The organism is Streptomyces sp. HUAS MG56 (assembly GCF_058673395.1).
The window spans coordinates 8,888,082-8,906,746 of record NZ_CM178722.1; the positions used below are offsets into that span (position 1 = coordinate 8,888,082).

At 74.0% G+C, this 18,665-nt stretch carries 14 protein-coding genes; 9 read left to right on the forward strand and 5 right to left on the reverse strand.

Going from position 1 to position 18,665, the window contains the following annotated elements; translation table 11 throughout:
* The first annotated feature begins 185 nt into the window (after positions 1–185).
* From AC4OXY_RS41110 to AC4OXY_RS41140, 7 genes are all read left to right on the forward strand, one after another.
* Positions 186–1,544 (forward strand): ricin-type beta-trefoil lectin domain protein, encoded by a 1,359-nt coding sequence (locus AC4OXY_RS41110; protein WP_491992259.1) that lies wholly within the window; start codon positions 186–188, stop codon positions 1,542–1,544.
* A gap of 24 nt (positions 1,545–1,568) precedes the next feature.
* The gene (locus AC4OXY_RS41115; RefSeq protein ID WP_491992260.1) at positions 1,569–3,791 is read left to right on the forward strand and encodes a pectate lyase-like domain-containing protein; all 2,223 of its coding nucleotides are present in this window, start codon (positions 1,569–1,571) and stop codon (positions 3,789–3,791) included.
* Between the two features lie 191 nt (positions 3,792–3,982).
* A complete protein-coding gene (locus AC4OXY_RS41120) occupies positions 3,983–6,352 on the forward strand; it encodes a glycoside hydrolase family 65 protein (protein WP_376291532.1) in 2,370 nt (789 codons plus the stop codon).
* 57 nt (positions 6,353–6,409) lie between these two features.
* Complete coding sequence (locus AC4OXY_RS41125) at positions 6,410–7,201, forward strand: LytR/AlgR family response regulator transcription factor (RefSeq protein WP_491992261.1); 792 nt, start codon at positions 6,410–6,412, stop codon at positions 7,199–7,201.
* 293 nt (positions 7,202–7,494) lie between these two features.
* Positions 7,495–7,743 (forward strand): hypothetical protein, encoded by a 249-nt coding sequence (locus AC4OXY_RS41130; protein WP_491992262.1) that lies wholly within the window; start codon positions 7,495–7,497, stop codon positions 7,741–7,743.
* Between the two features lie 2 nt (positions 7,744–7,745).
* Positions 7,746–9,470, forward strand: a complete 1,725-nt coding sequence (locus AC4OXY_RS41135; RefSeq protein ID WP_491992263.1) for a sodium/solute symporter — start codon at positions 7,746–7,748, stop codon at positions 9,468–9,470.
* Positions 9,471–9,806: 336 nt separating this feature from the next.
* Entirely contained in the window at positions 9,807–11,006 is a 1,200-nt protein-coding gene (locus AC4OXY_RS41140; protein WP_491992264.1) for a sensor histidine kinase, read from the forward strand.
* Here AC4OXY_RS41140 and AC4OXY_RS41145 read toward each other — a convergent pair.
* From AC4OXY_RS41145 to AC4OXY_RS41165, 5 genes are read right to left on the reverse strand one after another with little or no spacing between them, the layout of a single operon-like run.
* Positions 10,988–11,518 (reverse strand): hypothetical protein, encoded by a 531-nt coding sequence (locus AC4OXY_RS41145; RefSeq protein WP_491992265.1) that lies wholly within the window; start codon positions 11,516–11,518, stop codon positions 10,988–10,990. The two genes, AC4OXY_RS41140 and AC4OXY_RS41145, sit on opposite strands and share 19 nt — an antisense overlap.
* Positions 11,515–12,690 (reverse strand): hypothetical protein, encoded by a 1,176-nt coding sequence (locus tag AC4OXY_RS41150; RefSeq protein WP_356034612.1) that lies wholly within the window; start codon positions 12,688–12,690, stop codon positions 11,515–11,517. The genes AC4OXY_RS41145 and AC4OXY_RS41150 overlap by 4 nt, the downstream gene beginning before the upstream one ends.
* 32 nt (positions 12,691–12,722) lie before the next feature.
* Positions 12,723–14,882 (reverse strand): hypothetical protein, encoded by a 2,160-nt coding sequence (locus AC4OXY_RS41155; RefSeq protein WP_491992266.1) that lies wholly within the window; start codon positions 14,880–14,882, stop codon positions 12,723–12,725.
* Positions 14,879–15,958, reverse strand: coding sequence for a hypothetical protein (locus tag AC4OXY_RS41160; RefSeq protein ID WP_356034616.1), 1,080 nt, complete (start codon positions 15,956–15,958; stop codon positions 14,879–14,881). Before AC4OXY_RS41160 ends, AC4OXY_RS41155 begins: the two co-directional genes overlap by 4 nt.
* A gap of 13 nt (positions 15,959–15,971) precedes the next feature.
* A complete protein-coding gene (locus tag AC4OXY_RS41165) occupies positions 15,972–17,027 on the reverse strand; it encodes a protein kinase domain-containing protein (protein ID WP_491992267.1) in 1,056 nt (351 codons plus the stop codon).
* Positions 17,028–17,161: 134 nt separating this feature from the next.
* Here AC4OXY_RS41165 and AC4OXY_RS41170 point away from each other — a divergent pair, with 134 nt between their 5' ends.
* Both AC4OXY_RS41170 and AC4OXY_RS41175 read left to right on the forward strand, forming a co-directional pair.
* A complete protein-coding gene (locus AC4OXY_RS41170) occupies positions 17,162–18,025 on the forward strand; it encodes a CHAT domain-containing protein (RefSeq protein WP_362822619.1) in 864 nt (287 codons plus the stop codon).
* Positions 18,022–18,663 (forward strand): hypothetical protein, encoded by a 642-nt coding sequence (locus tag AC4OXY_RS41175; RefSeq protein WP_356034622.1) that lies wholly within the window; start codon positions 18,022–18,024, stop codon positions 18,661–18,663. The genes AC4OXY_RS41170 and AC4OXY_RS41175 overlap by 4 nt, the downstream gene beginning before the upstream one ends.
* The last annotated feature ends 2 nt before the right edge of the window (positions 18,664–18,665 follow it).

Here is an 18,665-nt window from a genome sequence, read left to right on the forward strand (position 1 = left end):
CGGGCGCGGCGGGCGGGGTGGGCGGCGACGGGGTCGCCGCCCACCCTCTTGACGTCAGTGGTCCGGACCTTTAACTTCACGCTTTAACTTCACGCCTTAATCAAAGACTCCGGACGCACTCAACACCCCGTCACACCAACGGTGTTGGCCTGCCGCCGTCCCCCCACCCGAAAGGCCGCCCCCGCATGCGCAAACCCCTCCCCGCCGCGGTCGCCGTCGGTGTCGTCGCACTCTCCGCCGGCCTGCTCACGGCGTCCCCCGCCCAGGCCGCCACCGGCGCCATCACCGGCCTCGCCGGCAAGTGCCTGGACGTCGCCGGGGCCAACTCCGCCGACGGCACCGCCGTCCAGCTCTACGACTGCAACGGCACGAACGCCCAGCAGTGGACGGTCGGCGGCGACGGCACGATCCGCGCCCTCGGCAAGTGCCTCGACGTGACCGGCAACTCGGTCGCCGACGGAGCCCTGGCGCAGCTGTGGTCCTGCACCGGCGGAGCCAACCAGAAGTGGACCGTCACCGCCGCCCACGACATCGTCAACCCGCAGGCGGACAAGTGCCTCGACGTCACCGGCGACAACTCCGCCAACGGCACCCGCGCGCAGATCTGGAGCTGCACCGGCGGCGCCAACCAGAAGTGGACCGCGCCCGGTTCGGACGGCGGCACCGCCCCGGCCGCGCCGATGGCCGTCGCGCCGTACCTCTACAACGGCTGGGGCAGCCCGCCGAACCCCACCACCATCACCCAGGCCACCGGCGTGAAGTGGTTCACGCTCGCCTTCGTGCTCAGCAACGGCTACTGCGACCCGCAGTGGGACGGCAGCCGCCCGCTGACCGGCGGGGTGGACCAGCAGACGGTCACCACCGTGCGCGCGAACGGCGGCGACATCGTCCCGTCCTTCGGCGGCTACAGCGGCAACAAGCTGGAGAGCTCCTGCAACAGCGCGGGCGAACTCGCGGGCGCCTACCAGAAGGTGATCGACGCCTACGGCCTGAAGGCGATCGACATCGACATCGAGGCCGACGCCTACAGCAGCGCGACCGTGCAGCAGCGGACCGTGGACGCGCTGAAGACCGTGAAGGCGGACAACCCCGGCCTGAAGGTGTACGTCACCATCGGCACCGGCCAGTCCGGCCCCGACACCGGCCTCATCGACCGGGCCGCCTCGTCCGGGCTGACCGTGGACGCCTGGACCATCATGCCGTTCGACTTCGGCGGCGCCGGACAGAACATGGGCAACCTCACCACCCAGGCCGCCGAGGGTCTGAAGAGCGCGCTGAAGTCGGCGTACGGCTACGGCGACGACCAGGCCTACCGGGACATGGGCATCTCGTCCATGAACGGCATCACCGACAACAACGAGACCGTCACGGTGAACGACTTCCGGACCATCCTCGGCTACGCCCAGCAGCACCACCTCGCCCGGCTCACCTTCTGGTCCGCCAACCGCGACCGTCCGTGCACCGGCGGCCCCGCCGACAGCTGCTCCGGAGTGAGCCAGTCCGACTGGGACTACACCCGCGTCCTCGCCGGCTACACCGGCTGACCCCCGGCCCCGAAGGAGAACCCCGTGCCTCCCCTTTCCCGCGGCCGAACGCCGCGTGGCCGCAGATCCGCGCTGGTCGCCCTCGTCGGCGCCGCGGCCGCCTGTGTGCTCACCGCCGCCCCGACGCCCCTGCTCGGGGCCACGTCCGCGCACGCCGCCACGGCCCTGCCCACCGGCTTCGCCACCGTCCTCGACGCGGCGAGCGGCAAGTGCCTGGACGCCAAGGCCGCGGCCACCGCCAACGGCACCGTCGTACAGCAGTACACGTGCAACGGCACCACCGCCCAGCGCTGGAGCTTCACCGACGCCGGCAACGGATACGTCCGCATCGACAACGCCAACGACACCAGCCAGGTCGTGGACGTCACCGACGTCTCCACGGCCGACAGCGCGCCCGTCCAGCTGTGGAGCTACGGCGGCGGCGCCAACCAGCAGTGGCAGCCCGTGGACGACGGCGGCGGCGCCTTCCACTTCGTGAACCGGAACAGCGGCAAGTGCCTGGACGTTCCGGGCGCGTCGCTCGCCGACAGCACCCAGCTCCAGCAGTACACGTGCAACGGCACCGCCGCCCAGCGCTTCCAGGTGGTCCCCGTCACCCAGTCGTCCGCGAACGACCCCGACCTCGGCCCGAACGTCGTCGTCTTCGACCCGTCGATGCCGGCCGCCACCATCCAGAGCAGGCTGGACACGATCTTCAAGCAGCAGGAGACCAACCAGTTCGGCTCCCAGCGCTACGCCGTCCTCTTCAAGCCCGGCGCCTACAGCGCGGACGTCAACGTCGGCTTCTACACCCAGGTGCTGGGCCTCGGGCTGACCCCGGACGCGGTGTCCGTGGGCGGCGCGGTGCACGCGGAGGCCGACTGGTTCCAGGGCAACGCCACGCAGAACTTCTGGCGCGGTGCCGAGAACCTCTCCGTCAACCCCACGGGCGGGCAGGACCGTTGGGCGGTCTCGCAGGCGGCGCCGTACCGGCGGATGCATCTGCGGGGCAACCTCGCCCTCGACGACGGCGGCTGGTCGTCCGGCGGCTATCTCGCCGACAGCAGGGTCGACGGGCAGGTCGACTCCGGTACCCAGCAGCAGTGGATGACCCGCAACTCCCAGCTGGGCAGCTGGACCGGGTCCAACTGGAACATGGTGTTCACCGGCAGCCAGGGCGTGCCGTCCACCAGCTTCCCGAACCCGCCGTACACCAGCGTCGCGCAGAGCCCGGTCACCCGCGAGAAGCCGTTCCTGTACGTCGACGGGGGCGGCAGCTACCAGGTGTTCGTGCCGTCCGCGCGCACCGACACCTCGGGGACCAGCTGGGCGAGCGGCGGCGCGGCCGGCACCTCGCTGCCGCTGAGCCGGTTCTACGTCGTCAAGCCGGGCGCGACCGCCGCGCAGATGAACGCGGCCCTCGCGGCCGGGCAGAACCTGCTGGTGACGCCCGGGGTCTACCACCTCGACCAGACCCTGAAGGTGACCCGCCCCGACACCGTCGTCCTCGGCCTCGGGCTCGCCACCCTCGTCCCGGACAACGGCGTCACCGCGATGACCGTGGCCGACGTGGACGGCGTCCAGCTCGCGGGCCTGCTCTTCGACGCCGGCACCACCAGCTCGAAGACCCTGGTCGAGGTCGGGCCGGCCGGCTCCGCCGCCTCCCACGCGGCCGACCCGACCTCCCTGCACGACGTCTACGTCCGCGTCGGCGGCGCGGGCGTCGGCAAGGCGGCCACCGGCCTCGTCGTCAACAGCAGCGACGTCATCGGCGACCACATGTGGCTCTGGCGCGCCGACCACGGCAGCGGGGTCGGCTGGACCAGCAACACCGCCGACACCGGGCTGGTGGTCAACGGCGCGGACGTGACCATGTACGGGCTGTTCGTGGAGCACTTCCAGAAGGACCAGGTGATCTGGAACGGCAACGGCGGGCGGACCTACTTCTTCCAGAACGAGATGCCGTACGACCCGCCGGACCAGTCCTCCTGGATGAACGGCGCCACGAAGGGCTACGCCGCCTACAAGGTCGCCGACTCCGTCACCAGCCACCAGGCGTACGGCCTCGGCAGCTACTGCTACTTCAGTGCCGACCCGAGCGTGACGGCCGACCACGCCATCGAGGCGCCGGACAACCCGAACGTCCGCTTCACCAGCATGGTGACGGTCTCCCTCGGCGGCACCGGCACCATCAGCCATGTCATCAACGACAGGGGAGGGCCGTCGAACGCGTCGTCGAACGTGGCGGACCTGGTCGGCTACCCCTGACCGTCCCCCGTCCGGGCTAGTCAGAGGACACCTCACCCGGTCCCGTCGCTGCACAATCGCCCCATGGAGCCGTACACCGGCAGGGCGCGACGGGACCGGGGCCGGGGCGCCGTGCACCCGCCCGGCCGGGGCGGCATGGCGTCTTGGATCGTTCGCGCGTTCGATTGGAGTCCCCTGGCCAAGGGGCGGCGGTGACGGGGCCGACCTGGGAGTACGACGGCTACCGGCCGCAGGAGGAGCGGCTGCGGGAGTCCCTGTGCACCCTCGGCAACGGCTACTTCGCCACCCGCGGCGCGCTGCCCGAGTGCGCCGCCGACGACGTCCACTACCCGGGCACCTACGCGGCAGGCTGCTACAACCGCCTCACCTCCGAGGTCGCCGGGCGGCGGGTCGAGAACGAGGACATGGTCAACCTGCCCAACTGGCTGCCGCTGCGCTTCCGCCTCGCGGGCGGGGACTGGCTCACCCCGGACACCGCCCCCGTCACCGCACACCACCAGGTCCTCCACCTCGACCCCGGCCTGCTGGAGCGCCGCACCGGCTACGGCCTCCCCGGCGGCGGCACGCTCCAGGTGCGCCAGCTGCGCCTGGTCCACCTCGCCGACCCGCATCTCGCCGCCCTGCGCACGGAGCTGACCGTCGAGGGCCGCGCCGTCGGCCTGGAGGCGGAGGCCGCGCTCGACGGCGGCGTCACCAACTCCGGCGTGGCCCGCTACCGCGAGCTGGACGGCCGGCACCTCACCCGCTTCGACACCGGCACCGCCGCACCCTCCACGGTGTGGCTGCACTGCCGTACCCGCGCCTCCGACATCGGCTTCGGGCTGGCCCACCGGCTGACCGTCGACGCGCCGGTCACGCACGCCAACGAGGCGCACCGCGCCGTACAGCGCGTGCACCTGCACCTCGCGCCGGGCCGTACCGTCACCGTCGACAAGACCGTCGCCCTGCACACCTCACGCGACCCCGCCATCGGCGACCCCCGGCACGCCGCCGTCGAGCGGGTCGAGGCCGCCCCCGGCTTCGACGCGCTGCGCGAGACGCACGCAGCGGCCTGGGAGCAGCTGTGGCGGCGCTGCGCGCTGGAGGTCCCCGGGGAGGCGGGCAGCATCCTGCGCCTGCACCTGTTCCATGTGCTCCAGACCCTCTCCCCGCACACCGCCGACCTCGACGTCGGCGTCCCCGCGCGCGGGCTGCACGGCGAGGCCTACCGCGGCCACGTCTTCTGGGACGAACTGTTCGTCCTGCCCTACCTCAACCTCCACCTTCCCGAGGTCTCCCACGCCCTGCTCCGCTACCGGCACCGGCGCCTGGACGCCGCCCGGCACGCGGCCCGGGAACTCGGCCGGCGCGGCGCGCTCTACCCCTGGCAGAGCGGCAGCGACGGCCGCGAGGAGACCCAGGAGCTGCACCTCAACCCCCGCTCCGGGCGCTGGCTGCCGGACCACTCCCACCTCCAGCACCACGTCGGCTCGGCGGTGGCGTACAACGTCTGGCAGTACTGCGAGGCCACCGGCGACACCGACTTCCTGCACGGCGAGGGCGCCGAGATGCTGCTGCACATCGCCCGCTTCTGGGCGGACTCGGCCGACTACGACCCCCGCCTCGGCCGGCACCGCATCCGGGGCGTGGTCGGGCCCGACGAGTACCACGACGCCTACCCAGGCGCGCGGACCCCCGGACTGGACGACAACGCGTACACCAACGTCACCGCCGCCTGGGTGCTCGCCCGCGCCCTGGACCTGCTGAACGCCCTGCCCGAGCCGCGCCGCCGCGAACTCACCGACGGCATCGGCCTGGAGCAGGACGAGCCCGCCCGCTGGGACGAGGTCTCCCGCACCCTGCACGTGCCCTACCACGACGGCGTGATCAGCCAGTTCGAGGGCTACGGCCACCTCGCCGAGCTGGACTGGGCCGCCTACCGCGAACGGTACGACGACATCCGGCGCCTGGACCGGATCCTGGAGGCGGAGGGCGACACCGTCAACCGGTACAAGGCGTCCAAGCAAGCCGACGTCCTCATGCTCGGCTACCTCTTCTCGGCCCCCGAACTCCGCTCCCTCTTCTCCCGGTTGGGCTACCACCTCGACGACCACACCTGGGCCGCCACCGTCGACCACTACCTGCACCGCACCAGCCACGGCTCCACGCTCAGCGGTCTGGTCCACGGCTGGATCCTGGCCCGCGCCCGGCGCGCCGACGCCTGGGCCTTCGTCCAGGAGGCGCTGCGCGGCGACATCGCCGACCTCCAGGGCGGCACCACCGGCGAGGGCATCCACCTCGGCGCGATGGCCGGCACCCTCGACCTCGTCCAGCGCGGACTGACCGGCCTGGAGACCCGGGCCGGCGTCCTCAGCCTCGACCCGGTCCCGCTCCCCGAACTCTCCTCCTACGGCTTCCCGCTCCGCTACCACGGCCACTGGGGCGTCCACGTGCGCCTGCGCAGCGGCCTGCTGGAGATCGCCGTCCCCTCCTCCGACCGCTCGCCCATCGGCGTGCGCCTGTGGGACGAGGTGATCCCCGTCGTCCCGGGCGAGACGGCCCGCCTGGTCCTGCCGGAATAAGGTTGAAGCGGCTACCAGGTGGTGCCGACGCGACAGCCGTGGAAAGGAGCCTCGCGGATGACCCCGACCGATGTCCCCTTGCGCGTGCTGGCGGTGGACGACGAGGAACCCGCGCTGGAGGAACTGCTGTACCTCCTGGGGCAGGACCCGCGGGTCGGCCGTGTGCTGTCCGCGACCACGGCCACGGAGGCACTGCGCCGGCTCGGCGCGGCCGGCGGGGACGCCGTCGACGTCGTCTTCCTCGACATCGACATGCCGGGCCTCGACGGACTCGAACTCGCCCGCCTGCTGGGCGCCTTCGCCGCACCGCCGCTGATCGTCTTCGTCACGGCCCACGACGACTTCGCGGTCCGCGCCTTCGACCTCAAGGCCGTCGACTACCTGCTCAAGCCCCTGCGCGAGGAGCGCTTCGCCGAGGCCGTACGACGGGCAGACGAACTCGTGCGCGCCGGACAGGGACCCCGCCCCGCCACCACCCCTGCCGCCCGCCCCGCACCCGGCCCCGGCGACCACGTCCCCGTGGAGCTGGGCGGGGTGACCCGGTTCGTGCCTATCGCCGACATCACCTACGTCGAGGCCCAGGGCGACTACGCGCGACTGCACACCCGGCGCGGCAGCCACCTGGTGCGCATCCCGCTGTCCACGCTGGAGGAACAGTGGCGCGAGCGCGGCTTCGTCCGCATCCACCGCAGCCGCCTCGTCGCCCTCGGCCGCATCGAGGAACTCCGCCTGGACGGCGGCAACGTGACCGTCCGCGTCGGCGACCGGATCCTCGCCGTCAGCCGCCGCAACGCCCGGGAACTGCGCGACCTGCTGGCCCGCCACGCGGCGGGGGCCCGCCGGACCTGACGACCGTGACGGACGTGACGGCCGTGTGGCGATTCTCGTCCGGTCGCGTCCGGCGGCTGTCGAGCGCGTCGCGCGCTGCGTACACTCGCCGCACACCAGGTGATCAGCGCGGACTCGGGGAGTACGTCATGGGTGCGGAGTCCGTCCCGCGCAGAGAGGTGGTCACCGGTCGGCCGCGGACCGCGGAGCACCCGCGGTACCCAGAGCACCCGGACCGCGCGGCGCGGCGCCCGCCGGCCGCGTCGGGCGCGCGCCCGGCTGCCCCGCCCCAACACGACGCCTGGACACGTCGGATGATGCACCGCCAGCTACGCGCCGCCCTCGTCGTGAGCGCCCTGCTCGCGGTCCTGCTCGGCCTGCTCCCCGTCCTCCTGCGCCTCCTGCCGCTCGCCACCGCGGCGCCCCGCGTCCCGCTCGTCGTCTGGCTCGTGCTGGGCGTGGCGCCGTACCCCGCGCTGCTGGCCATCGGCGCCTGGTACGTCCGCCGCGCCGAGCACAACGAGACCGAGCCGGCCGCCCGGGTCCGTCCGGAACGCCCCTGACCGTGAACCAGACGTACGGCATCGCGGGCGTGACGGCCGTGGTCCTCGCCACGGTCCTCGTCGGCGCGCTCGGCCTGCGCATCTCCCGCACCACCTCCGACTTCTACGTCGCCTCGCGCACCGTCGCCCCCCGCCTGAACGCCTTCGCGGTCAGCGGTGAATACCTCTCCGCCGCCTCCTTCCTCGGCGTCGCCGGGCTCGTCCTCGCCCAGGGCGTCGACATGCTGTGGTTCCCCATCGGCTACACCGCGGGCTTCCTGGTGCTGCTGGCCTTCGTCGCCGCCCCGCTGCGCCGCTCCGGCGCCTACACGCTGCCCGACTTCGCCGAGGCCCGGCTGGAGTCCCGGGCGGTCCGCCAGGTCGCCGGGGTGCTCGTCGTCGGCATCGGCTGGCTCTACCTGCTTCCCCAACTCCGGGGCGCGGGGCTCACGTTGAGGCTGCTCACCGGTGCCCCCGGCTGGCTCGGCGGGCTGGTCGTCGCCGTCGTGGTGACCGCTGCCGTGGCCGCGGGCGGCATGCGCAGCATCACCTTCGTGCAGGCCTTCCAGTACTGGCTGAAACTCACCGCCCTGCTGGTGCCCGTGCTGTTCCTGCTGCTCGCCTGGCGCGCCGACCGGGCCCCCGCGCCCGTCTGGGACCAGCGGCCCGTCTTCCACCGCTCCACCGAGGTCCGTATCGACCGCCCGCTCACCGTCACCGTGCGCGAGCCGGTCGGCGTGACGGCGTCGGGAACCGTCGACGGCCGTACGGTGCACGGGGTTTCGCTGCGGCTGGACGAGGGCCGGCACCGGCTCGGCGCGGACACGACCGTCCGCTTCCCGGCCGGCGCCGTCGTCCCGCTGCCCGACCGCACCGCCGACCGGGCCTCCGCGGGGTGGGCCGAGCCGCTGTCCTCGTCCCGCGAACAGCACGGCCTCTACGCCACCTACGGGCTGATCCTCGCCACCTTCCTCGGCACCATGGGCCTGCCGCACGTCGTCGTGCGCTTCTACACCAACCCCGACGGCCGCGCCGCCCGCCGCACCACCGCGAGCGTGCTGGGCCTGCTCGGCGCCTTCTACCTGCTGATGCCGCTGTACGGCATGCTCGGCCGCCTCTACGCCCCCGACCTGCTGCTGACCGGCGACACCGACGCCGCCGTCCTCGTCCTGCCGCAGCGGCTGATCGGCGGGGCCGCCGGGAACCTGCTCGGCGCGCTCGTCGCCGGCGGCGCCTGCGCGGCGTTCCTGTCCACCGCCTCCGGACTCACCATGTCCGTCGCGGGCGTGCTCGCCCAGGACGTCCTGCCGACTCTCGGCGTACGCCACTTCCGGCTCGCCACGCTGCCCGCGATCGCGGTGCCCACGGCCGCGTCGGCACTGGTCGGCGACCTGCCCGTGGCCGACGCCGTCGGGCTGGCCTTCGCCGTCTCGGCGTCCTCCTTCTGTCCGCTGCTCGTCCTCGGCATCTGGTGGCGCGGCCTGACCCCGCCGGGCGCGATCGCCGGACTCCTCCTGGGTGGCGGCTCGGCGCTGACCGCGGTGACGGCCACCATCGCCGGCGGCGCCGACTCCGGCTGGCTGCACACCCTGCTGGCCTGGCCCGCGGTGTGGTCCGTCCCGGCCGGCTTCGCCGCGATGATCCTGACCTCGCTGGCCACCCGCGACCGCGTCCCGCCCGGCACCGCCACCACCATGACCCGCCTCCACCTCCCGGAACCACCCCCACCGGGCCCTGCCCCCAACTGACCGAGAAGCCACCGCCACCCCCGCCCACCTCACCGCCCAGGACCACCCGGGGCGCCGCCCGTCGCCGTGTGGTTCGGGTGTGGGGTGGGCGCCGGGCTGTGTGGGGTCGGCTCGGCTCCGGCCGAGGAGCGGTGTGGGCCCGGTCCTGCTTTGTCCGGCGGGCGGTGTGGGCGCGGTCCCGCTTCGGCAGAGGAGCCGTGTGGGGCCGGTCCTGTCGGGCGACTTGCGCTGTCTGTAAGGTCCTTGGAGTCACCGGAGGCCGGGTCGGCCGTCGACGCCGTCAGGCATCCGCCGGCCACCGGGCCCCCACCCGCCACCGAACCCCGGGGCCCGCCCATGACCGTCCTCGGTACCGTCGCCCTCGTGCTCGCCGGGCTGGCCGTGTTCGTGCTCGGGGCCGGTCTCGGGCACGGGGCGGCGCGGCGGCAGCAGGAGCACGCGGCCGACGGCGAGGAGGCGCTTGCGCGCGCCCTGCACTCCGCCGGGCTCGCCGCGGCGCCCCTGCGCGGCGGGCTCGGCCCGGACACGGCCCGCAGGGCGGCGCGGCGGCTGCGGCCCCTGCTCGCCGTCCCTGCCCTCGCCCTCACCGACGGCACCTCCGTCCTCGCCTGGGACGGCGCCGCCGATCACCACCGCGACCAACTCGCAGCCCAGCTCACCGGCCCGCCCCACAGCCGTACCTTCCCGCTCGCCTGCGACGACGACGGCTGTCCCGTCCGCTGGGGCGTCCTGGCGCCGCTCACGGCCGGCGGCCGGCCGGTGGGCGCGCTCGTCGTGTGCACCGCCACGGACGCCGGCGCCCACGCCCGGGGCGCCGAGGCGGCGGCCGCCCGGCTCTCGCTGGAACTCGACCTCGCCGACCTCGACCGGGCCCGCGCCGACGCGCACGAGGCCGAGATGCGTGCCCTGCGCGCCCAGATCTCCCCGCACTTCATCTACAACTCCCTCGCGAGCATCGCCTCCTTCGTCCGCACCGACCCCGAGCGCGCTCGTGAACTCCTCCAGGAATTCGCCGACTTCACCCGCTACTCCTTCCGTCGCGACGGCGACTTCACCACCCTCGCCGAGGAGTTGCGCTCCATCGAGCAGTACCTGGAACTCGCCCGCGCCCGCTTCGGCCGCCGCCTCAAGGTCACCCTGCGCATCGCCCCCGAGGTGCTCCCCGTGACCCTGCCGTTCCTCTGTCTGCAACCCCTGGTCGAGAACGCCCTCAAACACGGCCTGGAGGAGTCCGTGGAGCGCAGCGTCATCACCCTCACCGCCGAGGACGAGGGCACCGAGGCCCGGGTCGTCATCGAGGACAACGGCGTCGGCATGGACCCGGAACGGCTGCGCGCGATCCTGCGCGGCACGGCCGGAGCGGCCACCGGCATCGGCCTGAGCAACGTGGACCGCCGGCTGCGCCAGGTCTACGGCGACGACCACGGCCTCGTCATCGAGACCGGCGTCGGCGCGGGCACCAGGATCACCCTCCGCCTCCCGAAGTTCCGCCCCGGTGTCCAGGCCCCACCGCCGGGTCAGTCGCCCTCGTCGTGACAGCCCTTCGGGAACGCGGTGTCGCCGTCCGGCGCGGCGAGGAAGAACACGTCGATCCGGACCTCGCCGGACGCACCGCCCTTCCAGTAACCGCGCTTGGGCGCGTGCTTGAAGTGCGAGAACCCCTTGGTGATCTGCGAGTTGACCTTGTTGGCGGCGTCCTGCCCCGGCCCCGGGTCCGGCGCCGTACCGAACGACAGCACGAAACCCGCCGTACGGCTCGCCACCCCCGCCCCGCGCAGCTGTGCGACGAACTGCTGCCGCACCGACGCGTCGCTGCCCGTCCGCACGGTGAAGCTGCACGGCTTGAGCACCAGTCCGCGCTCGGCCGGCTGGGTGCTCGGCGAGCCTGCCGAGTCGCTCGGCGTCGGCGACGGATGCGCGTCCGCCCGCTGTTCGCGCGGCAGGGAGCCCAGTGCGATCACGAGCAGCAGCAGAAGCAGGTCGGCGAAGAGCCACCCGGCCAGCAGCACCGTACGCCCGGCCGCGCCCTGTGGCGGCAGCCCCTTCACGGCCGCCCCCGGTACGGCGGCGGGTCGGCGTTGTCCAGGCCGGCGGGCGGCAGCTGTCCCGAGCGGGTGTCGAGCCGGTCGACGAGCTGCCAGATGCCCCGGGTGGAGTCGACCAGGTTCTCCGCCCGCTCGGTGAACACCATCAGCGTCTCGCCGAGGCTGCGGGCCAGTTCACGCACCGCGGCGACGGCGAGGTCGTGCCGGTGGATCTCCTGCCCGGTCGCCTCCTGCGCCCGCCGCAGATCGCCGACGAGCGTCTCGATGGCGGCCCGCAGCTTCGCCTCGTCCTCGGCGGTCTGCTCCCGGATCCGGATCAGGTCCTGGGCCAGCTGGCTCGGCGGGGTGAGCGCCCGGATCAGCCGGGTCAGCTCGTCCACCGTCTTCGTCCAGCCGTCCAGCGCGGTCTGGATCCGGCTGCCGGGGCCGGTCTCCAGGACGGCCTGGATCTCCTCGGAGGTCCGGCGCAGCGCCGTCTCCAGCTGCTGCGTACCGGCGTTGAGCTGGGCTGCCAGCCGGTCCGCGCTGCGGCTGTCCAGCGGCTTGCCGGCCGGCCGTGCGGGCGTGGCCAGCAGGAACGTCGCGAGGGCCAGCTCGGCGGCGAGCTCGTGGCGCTCCTGCTCGCGCGACAGGTTCCGCTCCCGGTTCTGGTGCAGGGCGTGCACCGCCAGCGTCAGCGCGACGACGACCAGGATGAGCAGGGTGACATGGAGCGCGGAGGTGCCCAGCGTCACCGTCGTCGCCTCGGCCGGGCTGCCCTGCGGGAAGCCGCGCGCCCAGCCGAGCAGGAAGGGCTCCTCGCTGCGGCTGGCCTGGTAGGCGCTGAGGGCGCCGCGCAGCCGCCACCAGGTCAGCGCGATCGGCGCGAAGACCAGCACGTCACGGGCGACGCCGAGCCAGCCCTCCAGCGTGCTGCGGCCCCTCGCGGTGGCGTCCGGGAGCAGCACCTCGGGCGGATAGGCGGCGACCAGGTCGGTGCCGGCGAGCGTGGCACCGCCCCGTTCCAGGTCCTCGACGACGCGGTCCAGGACCCGGGTGTCGGATCCGTCGGCGCGGCCCCGCTGGGCCAGGGCACGGATGCGTCCGGCGATCCGGTCGAGTTCCGGATCGGTGCCGGTGCGCTGCGCGGGAACCGCCCTGGGGGGCGGCGGCGTTGACTCTTCAGTGGATGTCATGCGGCGTCATTCGTGTCGTCCGGCGGGGGAGGTCAGAGCATGGAGTTCAGCAGGACGTAGCCGAGCGCGCCGACCAGGATGAGGACGAGCGCGCCCAGGAAGAACACGGTCACCCCGTCGAGCCCCAGGCGGTCCAGCCCTCGGCGGCCGCCGTCGCCCGCCGGCGACGGCGGGCCGGTCCCGGTGCGCGGATCGCCCGGACCGTGGGCCGTCTGCCCGAGCAGCACGGGCGTGTCCCAGTGCGCGGGGTCCGGGTCGACCCGCTGCGTGGGGTGGGCCGCGTCGGCGGCGACGGGATGCGCCCACTCGGTGTGCGTGTGCGTGCGTGCTTGTGTGGCGTACGGCTCGGGCCGGGTTGCCGGGGCGGGGGCCGGGCGTGCGGTGGACGCGGCCGGTGCGGCGGGCGGGGTGTGCGCGGCGGGTCCGCCGGTCACCGGTCCGCGCGGCCGGGTTCCGTACGCGGAAGCGGCGGTCGATCCCGTGACGGGCCCGGCGTAGCCGTGGTCGCGCAGGAACTGTTCCGACAGCTCGTGGCGGATCGGCTGCTGGGCCGCGTCGTCGGCCGCCAGCTCCAGCGCGGCGGCGTAGAGCCCGAGCGGCGCCTGGACGCCCGCCCGTTCGACCAGTTCCCGGGCGGCCGTGCGGTCCAGTCGCGGGCCGTGGGCGGCGATGAGCAGGTGACGGAAGCAGTCGGTCTCCTTGGCGCGGTCGCCGGCGGCGATCCGGTCGACCGGGCCGAGCAGCAGCCCGTGGCCGTACCACAGCCGTGCGGTGTCCGGGCCGTGTCCGGCGTCGGCGAGGTGGCGCAGCACCAGGTGCGCGGCGTCCGGGAAGTGCTCGGTGTGGCGGGCGACGAAGTCCAGCAGTTCGTCCGCCGGGCTGGCGGCGAGGAGGCCGCCGTGGTGCAGTGTGCCGGCGGGCAGGCCGAGGTGCAGGGCCACGACCAGCAGCCGGCGGTGCGCGGCCCCGCTCAGGTCGAGGCCCCCGTCCGGCACGTGCCGCAGGAAGGCGGCGGCCACTGTCGGGGCCGGGGGCTCCGCGTCGGCCGTCGCGTACACCAGCGCGTCGGGCCCGCCGGCCAGACATGCCTCCACGGCCTCGCTCACCAGGAGGTCCCGCAGTTCGTGACGGCGTATCGCGCGCTGCTCCAGGCGGCGCCAGCGGCGCAGTGCCGCGGCCAGCCAGTCCGCCGGCTGCCGTCTCAACTCCCCGGCGAGCTCGGCCTGTCCGGACACGAGGGCGCCGCGCGCGGCGGCCTGCTCCAGCAGGACGTCGTCGAGGAAGACGTCCGGTCCGGGCCGCGGGTCGGCGATCCGGCCGTCCACGATCGGTACCGACCGCCGCCAGGCGGTCACGTCGACCGCGTCGGTCAGCGGCCGGCTCGGGCGGATCCGCTCCAGGGCCGGGTGCCCGGCCGTCCGGTACAGCTCGACCAGCTGGGCGGCGAAGCGGGCGGTCTCCGACGCGGGCGGCGGTTCGGTGACGTCGACGCGCAGGCGCTGGTTGATGTACATCGACTGGGGCGGTCGGGCGGCGAGGAACACCACCCGGGGCTGGTGGCTGCCCTTGTCGGTGGACTCCCGGCCGGCGAAGGTCCACGGGCGGCCGGCGACCGGTCCGACGATGTCGAGCAGGGCCGTCATCATCGGCAGGGCGAGCTGCGGCCGGGCGATGACGCTGAAGTCCTCCGCCGGGTCGGCGAGCACCCGGGCGACGAGCGTGGTGAGCTGGTCCGCCGGGACTCCGGCGGCCTCCTCGCGCAGCGCGGCCAGCCCCGGCCGCGCGGCCTGTTCGAGTCCGGCCAGGTCGAGCGGGGCCAGCGCGGCGCGGGTGCCGTCCGGTTCGCGGTCCTGCCAGCCCGGCCAGTCGTGCAGCCCGAGCGCGAGCCGCGAGTCGATCGCGCGGGGGTCGCCGACGAGGACATGGGTCAGGGTGGCGCCGCCCCGGCCGTGCGGATTGCGGGAGGGCAGCTTGCGCAGGACGGCCGCCTCGTCCTCGAACACCAGGTGGACGAGGCTGGCCGACGCCTCCGGCTGGTCGCCCAGGCCGTCCTGGGTGGCCCACACGTACTGGAGGCGTTTGGCCCAGCGGTCGATGGTGCGCAGCCCGGAGTGCGCGACGGGGCGTACCCCGGCGTTGCCTTCGTGGTCCCGTTCGGCCCAGCCGAAGAGGATCTGGTCGACCGTCGTCATCCGGTAGCTCCCTGGCCGAGGTCGGTGGGGCCGAGCACCCCGCACATCGCGAAGAGGGCGAGCATGGGTTTGAGCGTGCGGCGGGGCGCGAAACTCCCGTGCGGGGAGCGCTGGACGCCGTCCGCCTCGACGGCCTTGTGGCCGGTCGCCGTGGCGAAGTGCAGGGTGGAGTGGGCGCAGCGGACGAAGGGCGCGAGCCAGCCGCGGGCTTCCCGGGAGCTCAGGAAGGCGTACGCGTCCTCGCTCTCCTCCTCCACGGTGGCGAGGTGCAGTTCCTCGTCGGGCGAGGCGTTCTGGAACCAGCGGTCGACGAGGGTCTCGTGATGCCGCAGCAGATCGCACTTGCCGATCACGACGGCGGCCGGCAGCGGCAGGAACTGGGAGCCGTCGACCCCGCGCAGCCGCGCGATCTTGTCGAGGACGACGCCGAAGGACGGGTCGCCGGTGACGCTGCCGCCGGCGGCGGTCAGCCCGCGGATCCGGGTCGGGTCGACCACGAAGACCAGCGCGCTGACCGCGCCGAGGAACGGCACCTCCGCGTCGTGGTCGGCGAGCCACTCGCCGGAGACGTCGAAGAAGGCGACGGCGAAACTGCGGCCGGTGTTGCTGTTGTGGATCCACAGCGCGTCGGTGAACTCCGGCGGCTGCGCCGGGGTTCCCGCCAGGCCCAGCCCCTGGTCGAGGAAGGGGCGGACGACGTCCTTCAGATAGCGCTGGTGCAGTTTCAGGTCGAGGCCGCCGACGACCAGCCCGAGCCGGGCCATCCGGTCGACGTCGGAGAGCATGCCGAGCATGGCGGCGAGCAGATGGCTCTTTCCGGCGGCGGACTCGCCGACCACCCCGATGACCAGGGGCTCGCCGAAGTCGCCGTAGCGGCCGGGCAGGACATGCGGTTCGCCGCCGCCTCCGGCGCACAGCCGGTAGGCGTCGAGGCGGCGGTGGTTCCAGCGCACGTCGTCCTCGTCGGGCAGCCGGACGAGGGGTTCGGGCCGGCCGTCGGCGTTGAGGGTGACGGTCTCGGCCTGCGCCCAGTCGACGGTGCTCAGGCAGATGGGGCACCTCACGTGGTCTGTCACGTCACTCCTCCTGTCAGGCCACCGCGACCACGGCGGCGACCACGGCGATCAGGGCGACGGCCAGGACGGTGTACACGACGACGGTCTGCCACCGGCGGGGGCCCGGGTCCGGGGGCCGGGCGGTCCGGCCGGCGGGCTCCGGGGCGCCGCCGGGGTCGTACGCCGGTCTGCGCGAGGCCTGGTGGAAGGCGTGCTGCCGGGCGCGCAGGTCCCGGAAGTGCTGCCGGGCCTCCTGCTCCCGCTCGGCCATCCCGGGCACGCGGCGCACGCCCGGTCCCTGTGCGGTGATGCGGCCGGGCCGGGTGTCGTGGCGCAGCTGGAGGGTGTACCCGGTGACGCGGTGGCGGGCCTCGTCGGTGAAGACCCCGTCCAGCAGGGTGCGCAGACCGGGGTCGAGCCAGCGCACCCGGTCCCGCATCTCCGCCGCCGTGGTGACCTCCTCGCCGGTGGCGAGGTGGAAGAGGACGGCACCGGCGGCGTACACGTCGTCGCGGCAGTCGGCGGGGCCCCGGCCGCCCGCCTGTTCCGGTGAACGCCACGGGTCGGTGCCGGCCGGGCCGCCGCGCGGATCGCCCTCGTCCAGGGTGAGACCGAAGCCGGCGAGTTGCACGGTGGTGCCGTCCCACCACAGGGTGGCGGGCCGGATGTCGCGGTGCACCAGGCGCAGGTCGTTCAGGTGCCGCAGCACCGTGAGGACGCCGCCCGCGACGGCCGACAGCTCGTCGGCCGGCAGTGGCAGGTCGGCCAGTTCGGCGAGGGGGCGGCCGCGCCGGGTGGCCACCAGGAAGGGCGCCCGGTCGTCCGGCCGGTAGCCGATGACCCGGCCGAGCTCGGGCGGGTAGCGGGTGACGCCGAGCCGGCGGACCAGCACGTCGGCGGTGCGCACGGTGCGCTCCAGTTCCCGGCGCGCCCCGTCGGTGTGCGCGATGCGCTGCACGACGTGTTGGCCGCCGCCGTGCACCAGTACGCCGTGGCGCTCCCGGAATCCGCCGCGGGAACTCTCTCCCTGTTGATCAAAGTCGATCTCGAAGATCGACTTTCCGGCTTCGCGGCCACCACAGGTGATCATTTCCAGACGCTCGATCAAACCCGCCCCCGATAAGTGTGCTGCGGAATCCGAAACTACACCCGTCGGGCGCCACTGCGCGTACTCTTCTCCCCAAGGGCCTGTGCAGCAACGGTAGTTGTCTCGGGGGACGACGGATGGCCAGTCCGACATGGAAACTTCTGCGCGACGCCGGCGCATTCGAAACACTGGGCGAATTGTTTCCGGACATGCTCAGCAGTCACGCATTTCTCGAAGACGTGGGAATAAGCCCTGCCCTGCTGCCGCCTTTCGGCGGGCCCCTGCCCGCCGCCTCCTGGTGGCGCGCGGTGTGCCGCACCGTCGACCAGGGCCGCTTCGCGGGCATCACCCTGGGCGACCTCGTCACCGCGGCGGCCGCCCTCTTCCCGGGACACGAGGGCCTCACCGCCCTCGCCGGCCCGGCCGGCCACGGCGCGCCGGCCGGGCTGCGGGTGCTGTGCCTGATGGCCGCGCCGCTGGACGAGGCCAGGCTGCGCCTCGGCGCCGAGCAGCGCGTCATCCAGGACGCGGCGGCCCGCTCCGCCGGCCGGCTGACGGTGACCGTCCACCCGGCCGTCCGGATCTCCGACCTCCTTCCCCGGCTCCGCACGGCACGGCCTCACCTCGTGCACTTCGCCGGGCACGGCACCGACGACGGGCGCCTCCTCCTGGAGGACGACACGGGCACCTCCGCGCCGGTCCCGGTGCGCGCCCTGGCCGCCGCGCTCGCCCTGTCCGCGCCCCTCGTCTGCGTGGTCCTCAACTCCTGCTGGTCGGGGGCGTACGCGGACGGCCTGCTCGACTGCGCCGACACCGTCGTGGGCACCCGCGGCGCGCTCGACGACGCCGCCGCGCTCGTCTTCGCCGAGGGCTTCTACGGCTCGCTCGCCCACTCCACCGCCGTCGACCGGGCGTGCGACGCCGCCCGCGCGGCCCTCGCCCTCGCCGGCCACGCACCGGACGAGGTGCACCAGTGCTCCCGAAGGAGCCGCGCCGCATGACGACTCCCGAGACGCCCGCCGGGACCTCCGCCCCGGCCGACGTCGCCAGCGCCTTCGAGCGCGGGCTGCAGCGCGGCGACAACCCGCAGGTGGCGGGCGCCGACGGCCCGGCCTCCACCACCCTGGACTCCCGCTGGCTCGGCACCTGGCGGCGGCCCGGCTCCCCGCGTCGCGCCCCCTGCCGGGTGTGCGGGCACACCTTCCGGCTCGACGACACCGTGTACCTGCGCCACGCCGAGGACGGCAGACTGGCCGACGTCACCCACCACCTGCGCAACCTGCCGTGCAGCGGCGAGGCCCCGGCGGCGTCCGGACCGCCCGACCCGGACGCGCAGGCCGCGTTCTTCCACGGCGTCGACGACACCGACCCCCGGCCGGACACCCTGCACACCGTCCGGCTGATGCCCGGCGACCCGGTGCTCGGCCGCCCCGGCCGGCGCAACGCCTGCTTCGTGTGCACCCACACCTTCCGGCTGTTCGAGACCGTCGTCGTCTGCCCCTGCTCGCCCGAGGCACCCGGCTGCCGCAAGGCCGTCCACCAGGACCCGGCGCGCGGCCTCGGCTGCTTCGAGCAGTGGCGCAGCGAACTGACCGTCAAACAGTGCCCGATGAACTTCCGCACCCTGAGGCGGGAGTAGCC

Coding starts and splice junctions, on each gene's coding strand:
- AC4OXY_RS41140 (WP_491992264.1), top strand. CDS start 9,807: ATGACCGTCCTCGGTACCGTCGCCCTCGTGCTCGCCGGGCTGGCCGTG.
- AC4OXY_RS41155 (WP_491992266.1), bottom strand. CDS start 14,882: ATGACGACGGTCGACCAGATCCTCTTCGGCTGGGCCGAACGGGACCAC.
- AC4OXY_RS41175 (WP_356034622.1), top strand. CDS start 18,022: ATGACGACTCCCGAGACGCCCGCCGGGACCTCCGCCCCGGCCGACGTC.
- AC4OXY_RS41110 (WP_491992259.1), top strand. CDS start 186: ATGCGCAAACCCCTCCCCGCCGCGGTCGCCGTCGGTGTCGTCGCACTC.
- AC4OXY_RS41150 (WP_356034612.1), bottom strand. CDS start 12,690: ATGACATCCACTGAAGAGTCAACGCCGCCGCCCCCCAGGGCGGTTCCC.
- AC4OXY_RS41170 (WP_362822619.1), top strand. CDS start 17,162: ATGGCCAGTCCGACATGGAAACTTCTGCGCGACGCCGGCGCATTCGAA.
- AC4OXY_RS41130 (WP_491992262.1), top strand. CDS start 7,495: ATGATGCACCGCCAGCTACGCGCCGCCCTCGTCGTGAGCGCCCTGCTC.
- AC4OXY_RS41165 (WP_491992267.1), bottom strand. CDS start 17,027: ATGATCACCTGTGGTGGCCGCGAAGCCGGAAAGTCGATCTTCGAGATC.
- AC4OXY_RS41125 (WP_491992261.1), top strand. CDS start 6,410: ATGACCCCGACCGATGTCCCCTTGCGCGTGCTGGCGGTGGACGACGAG.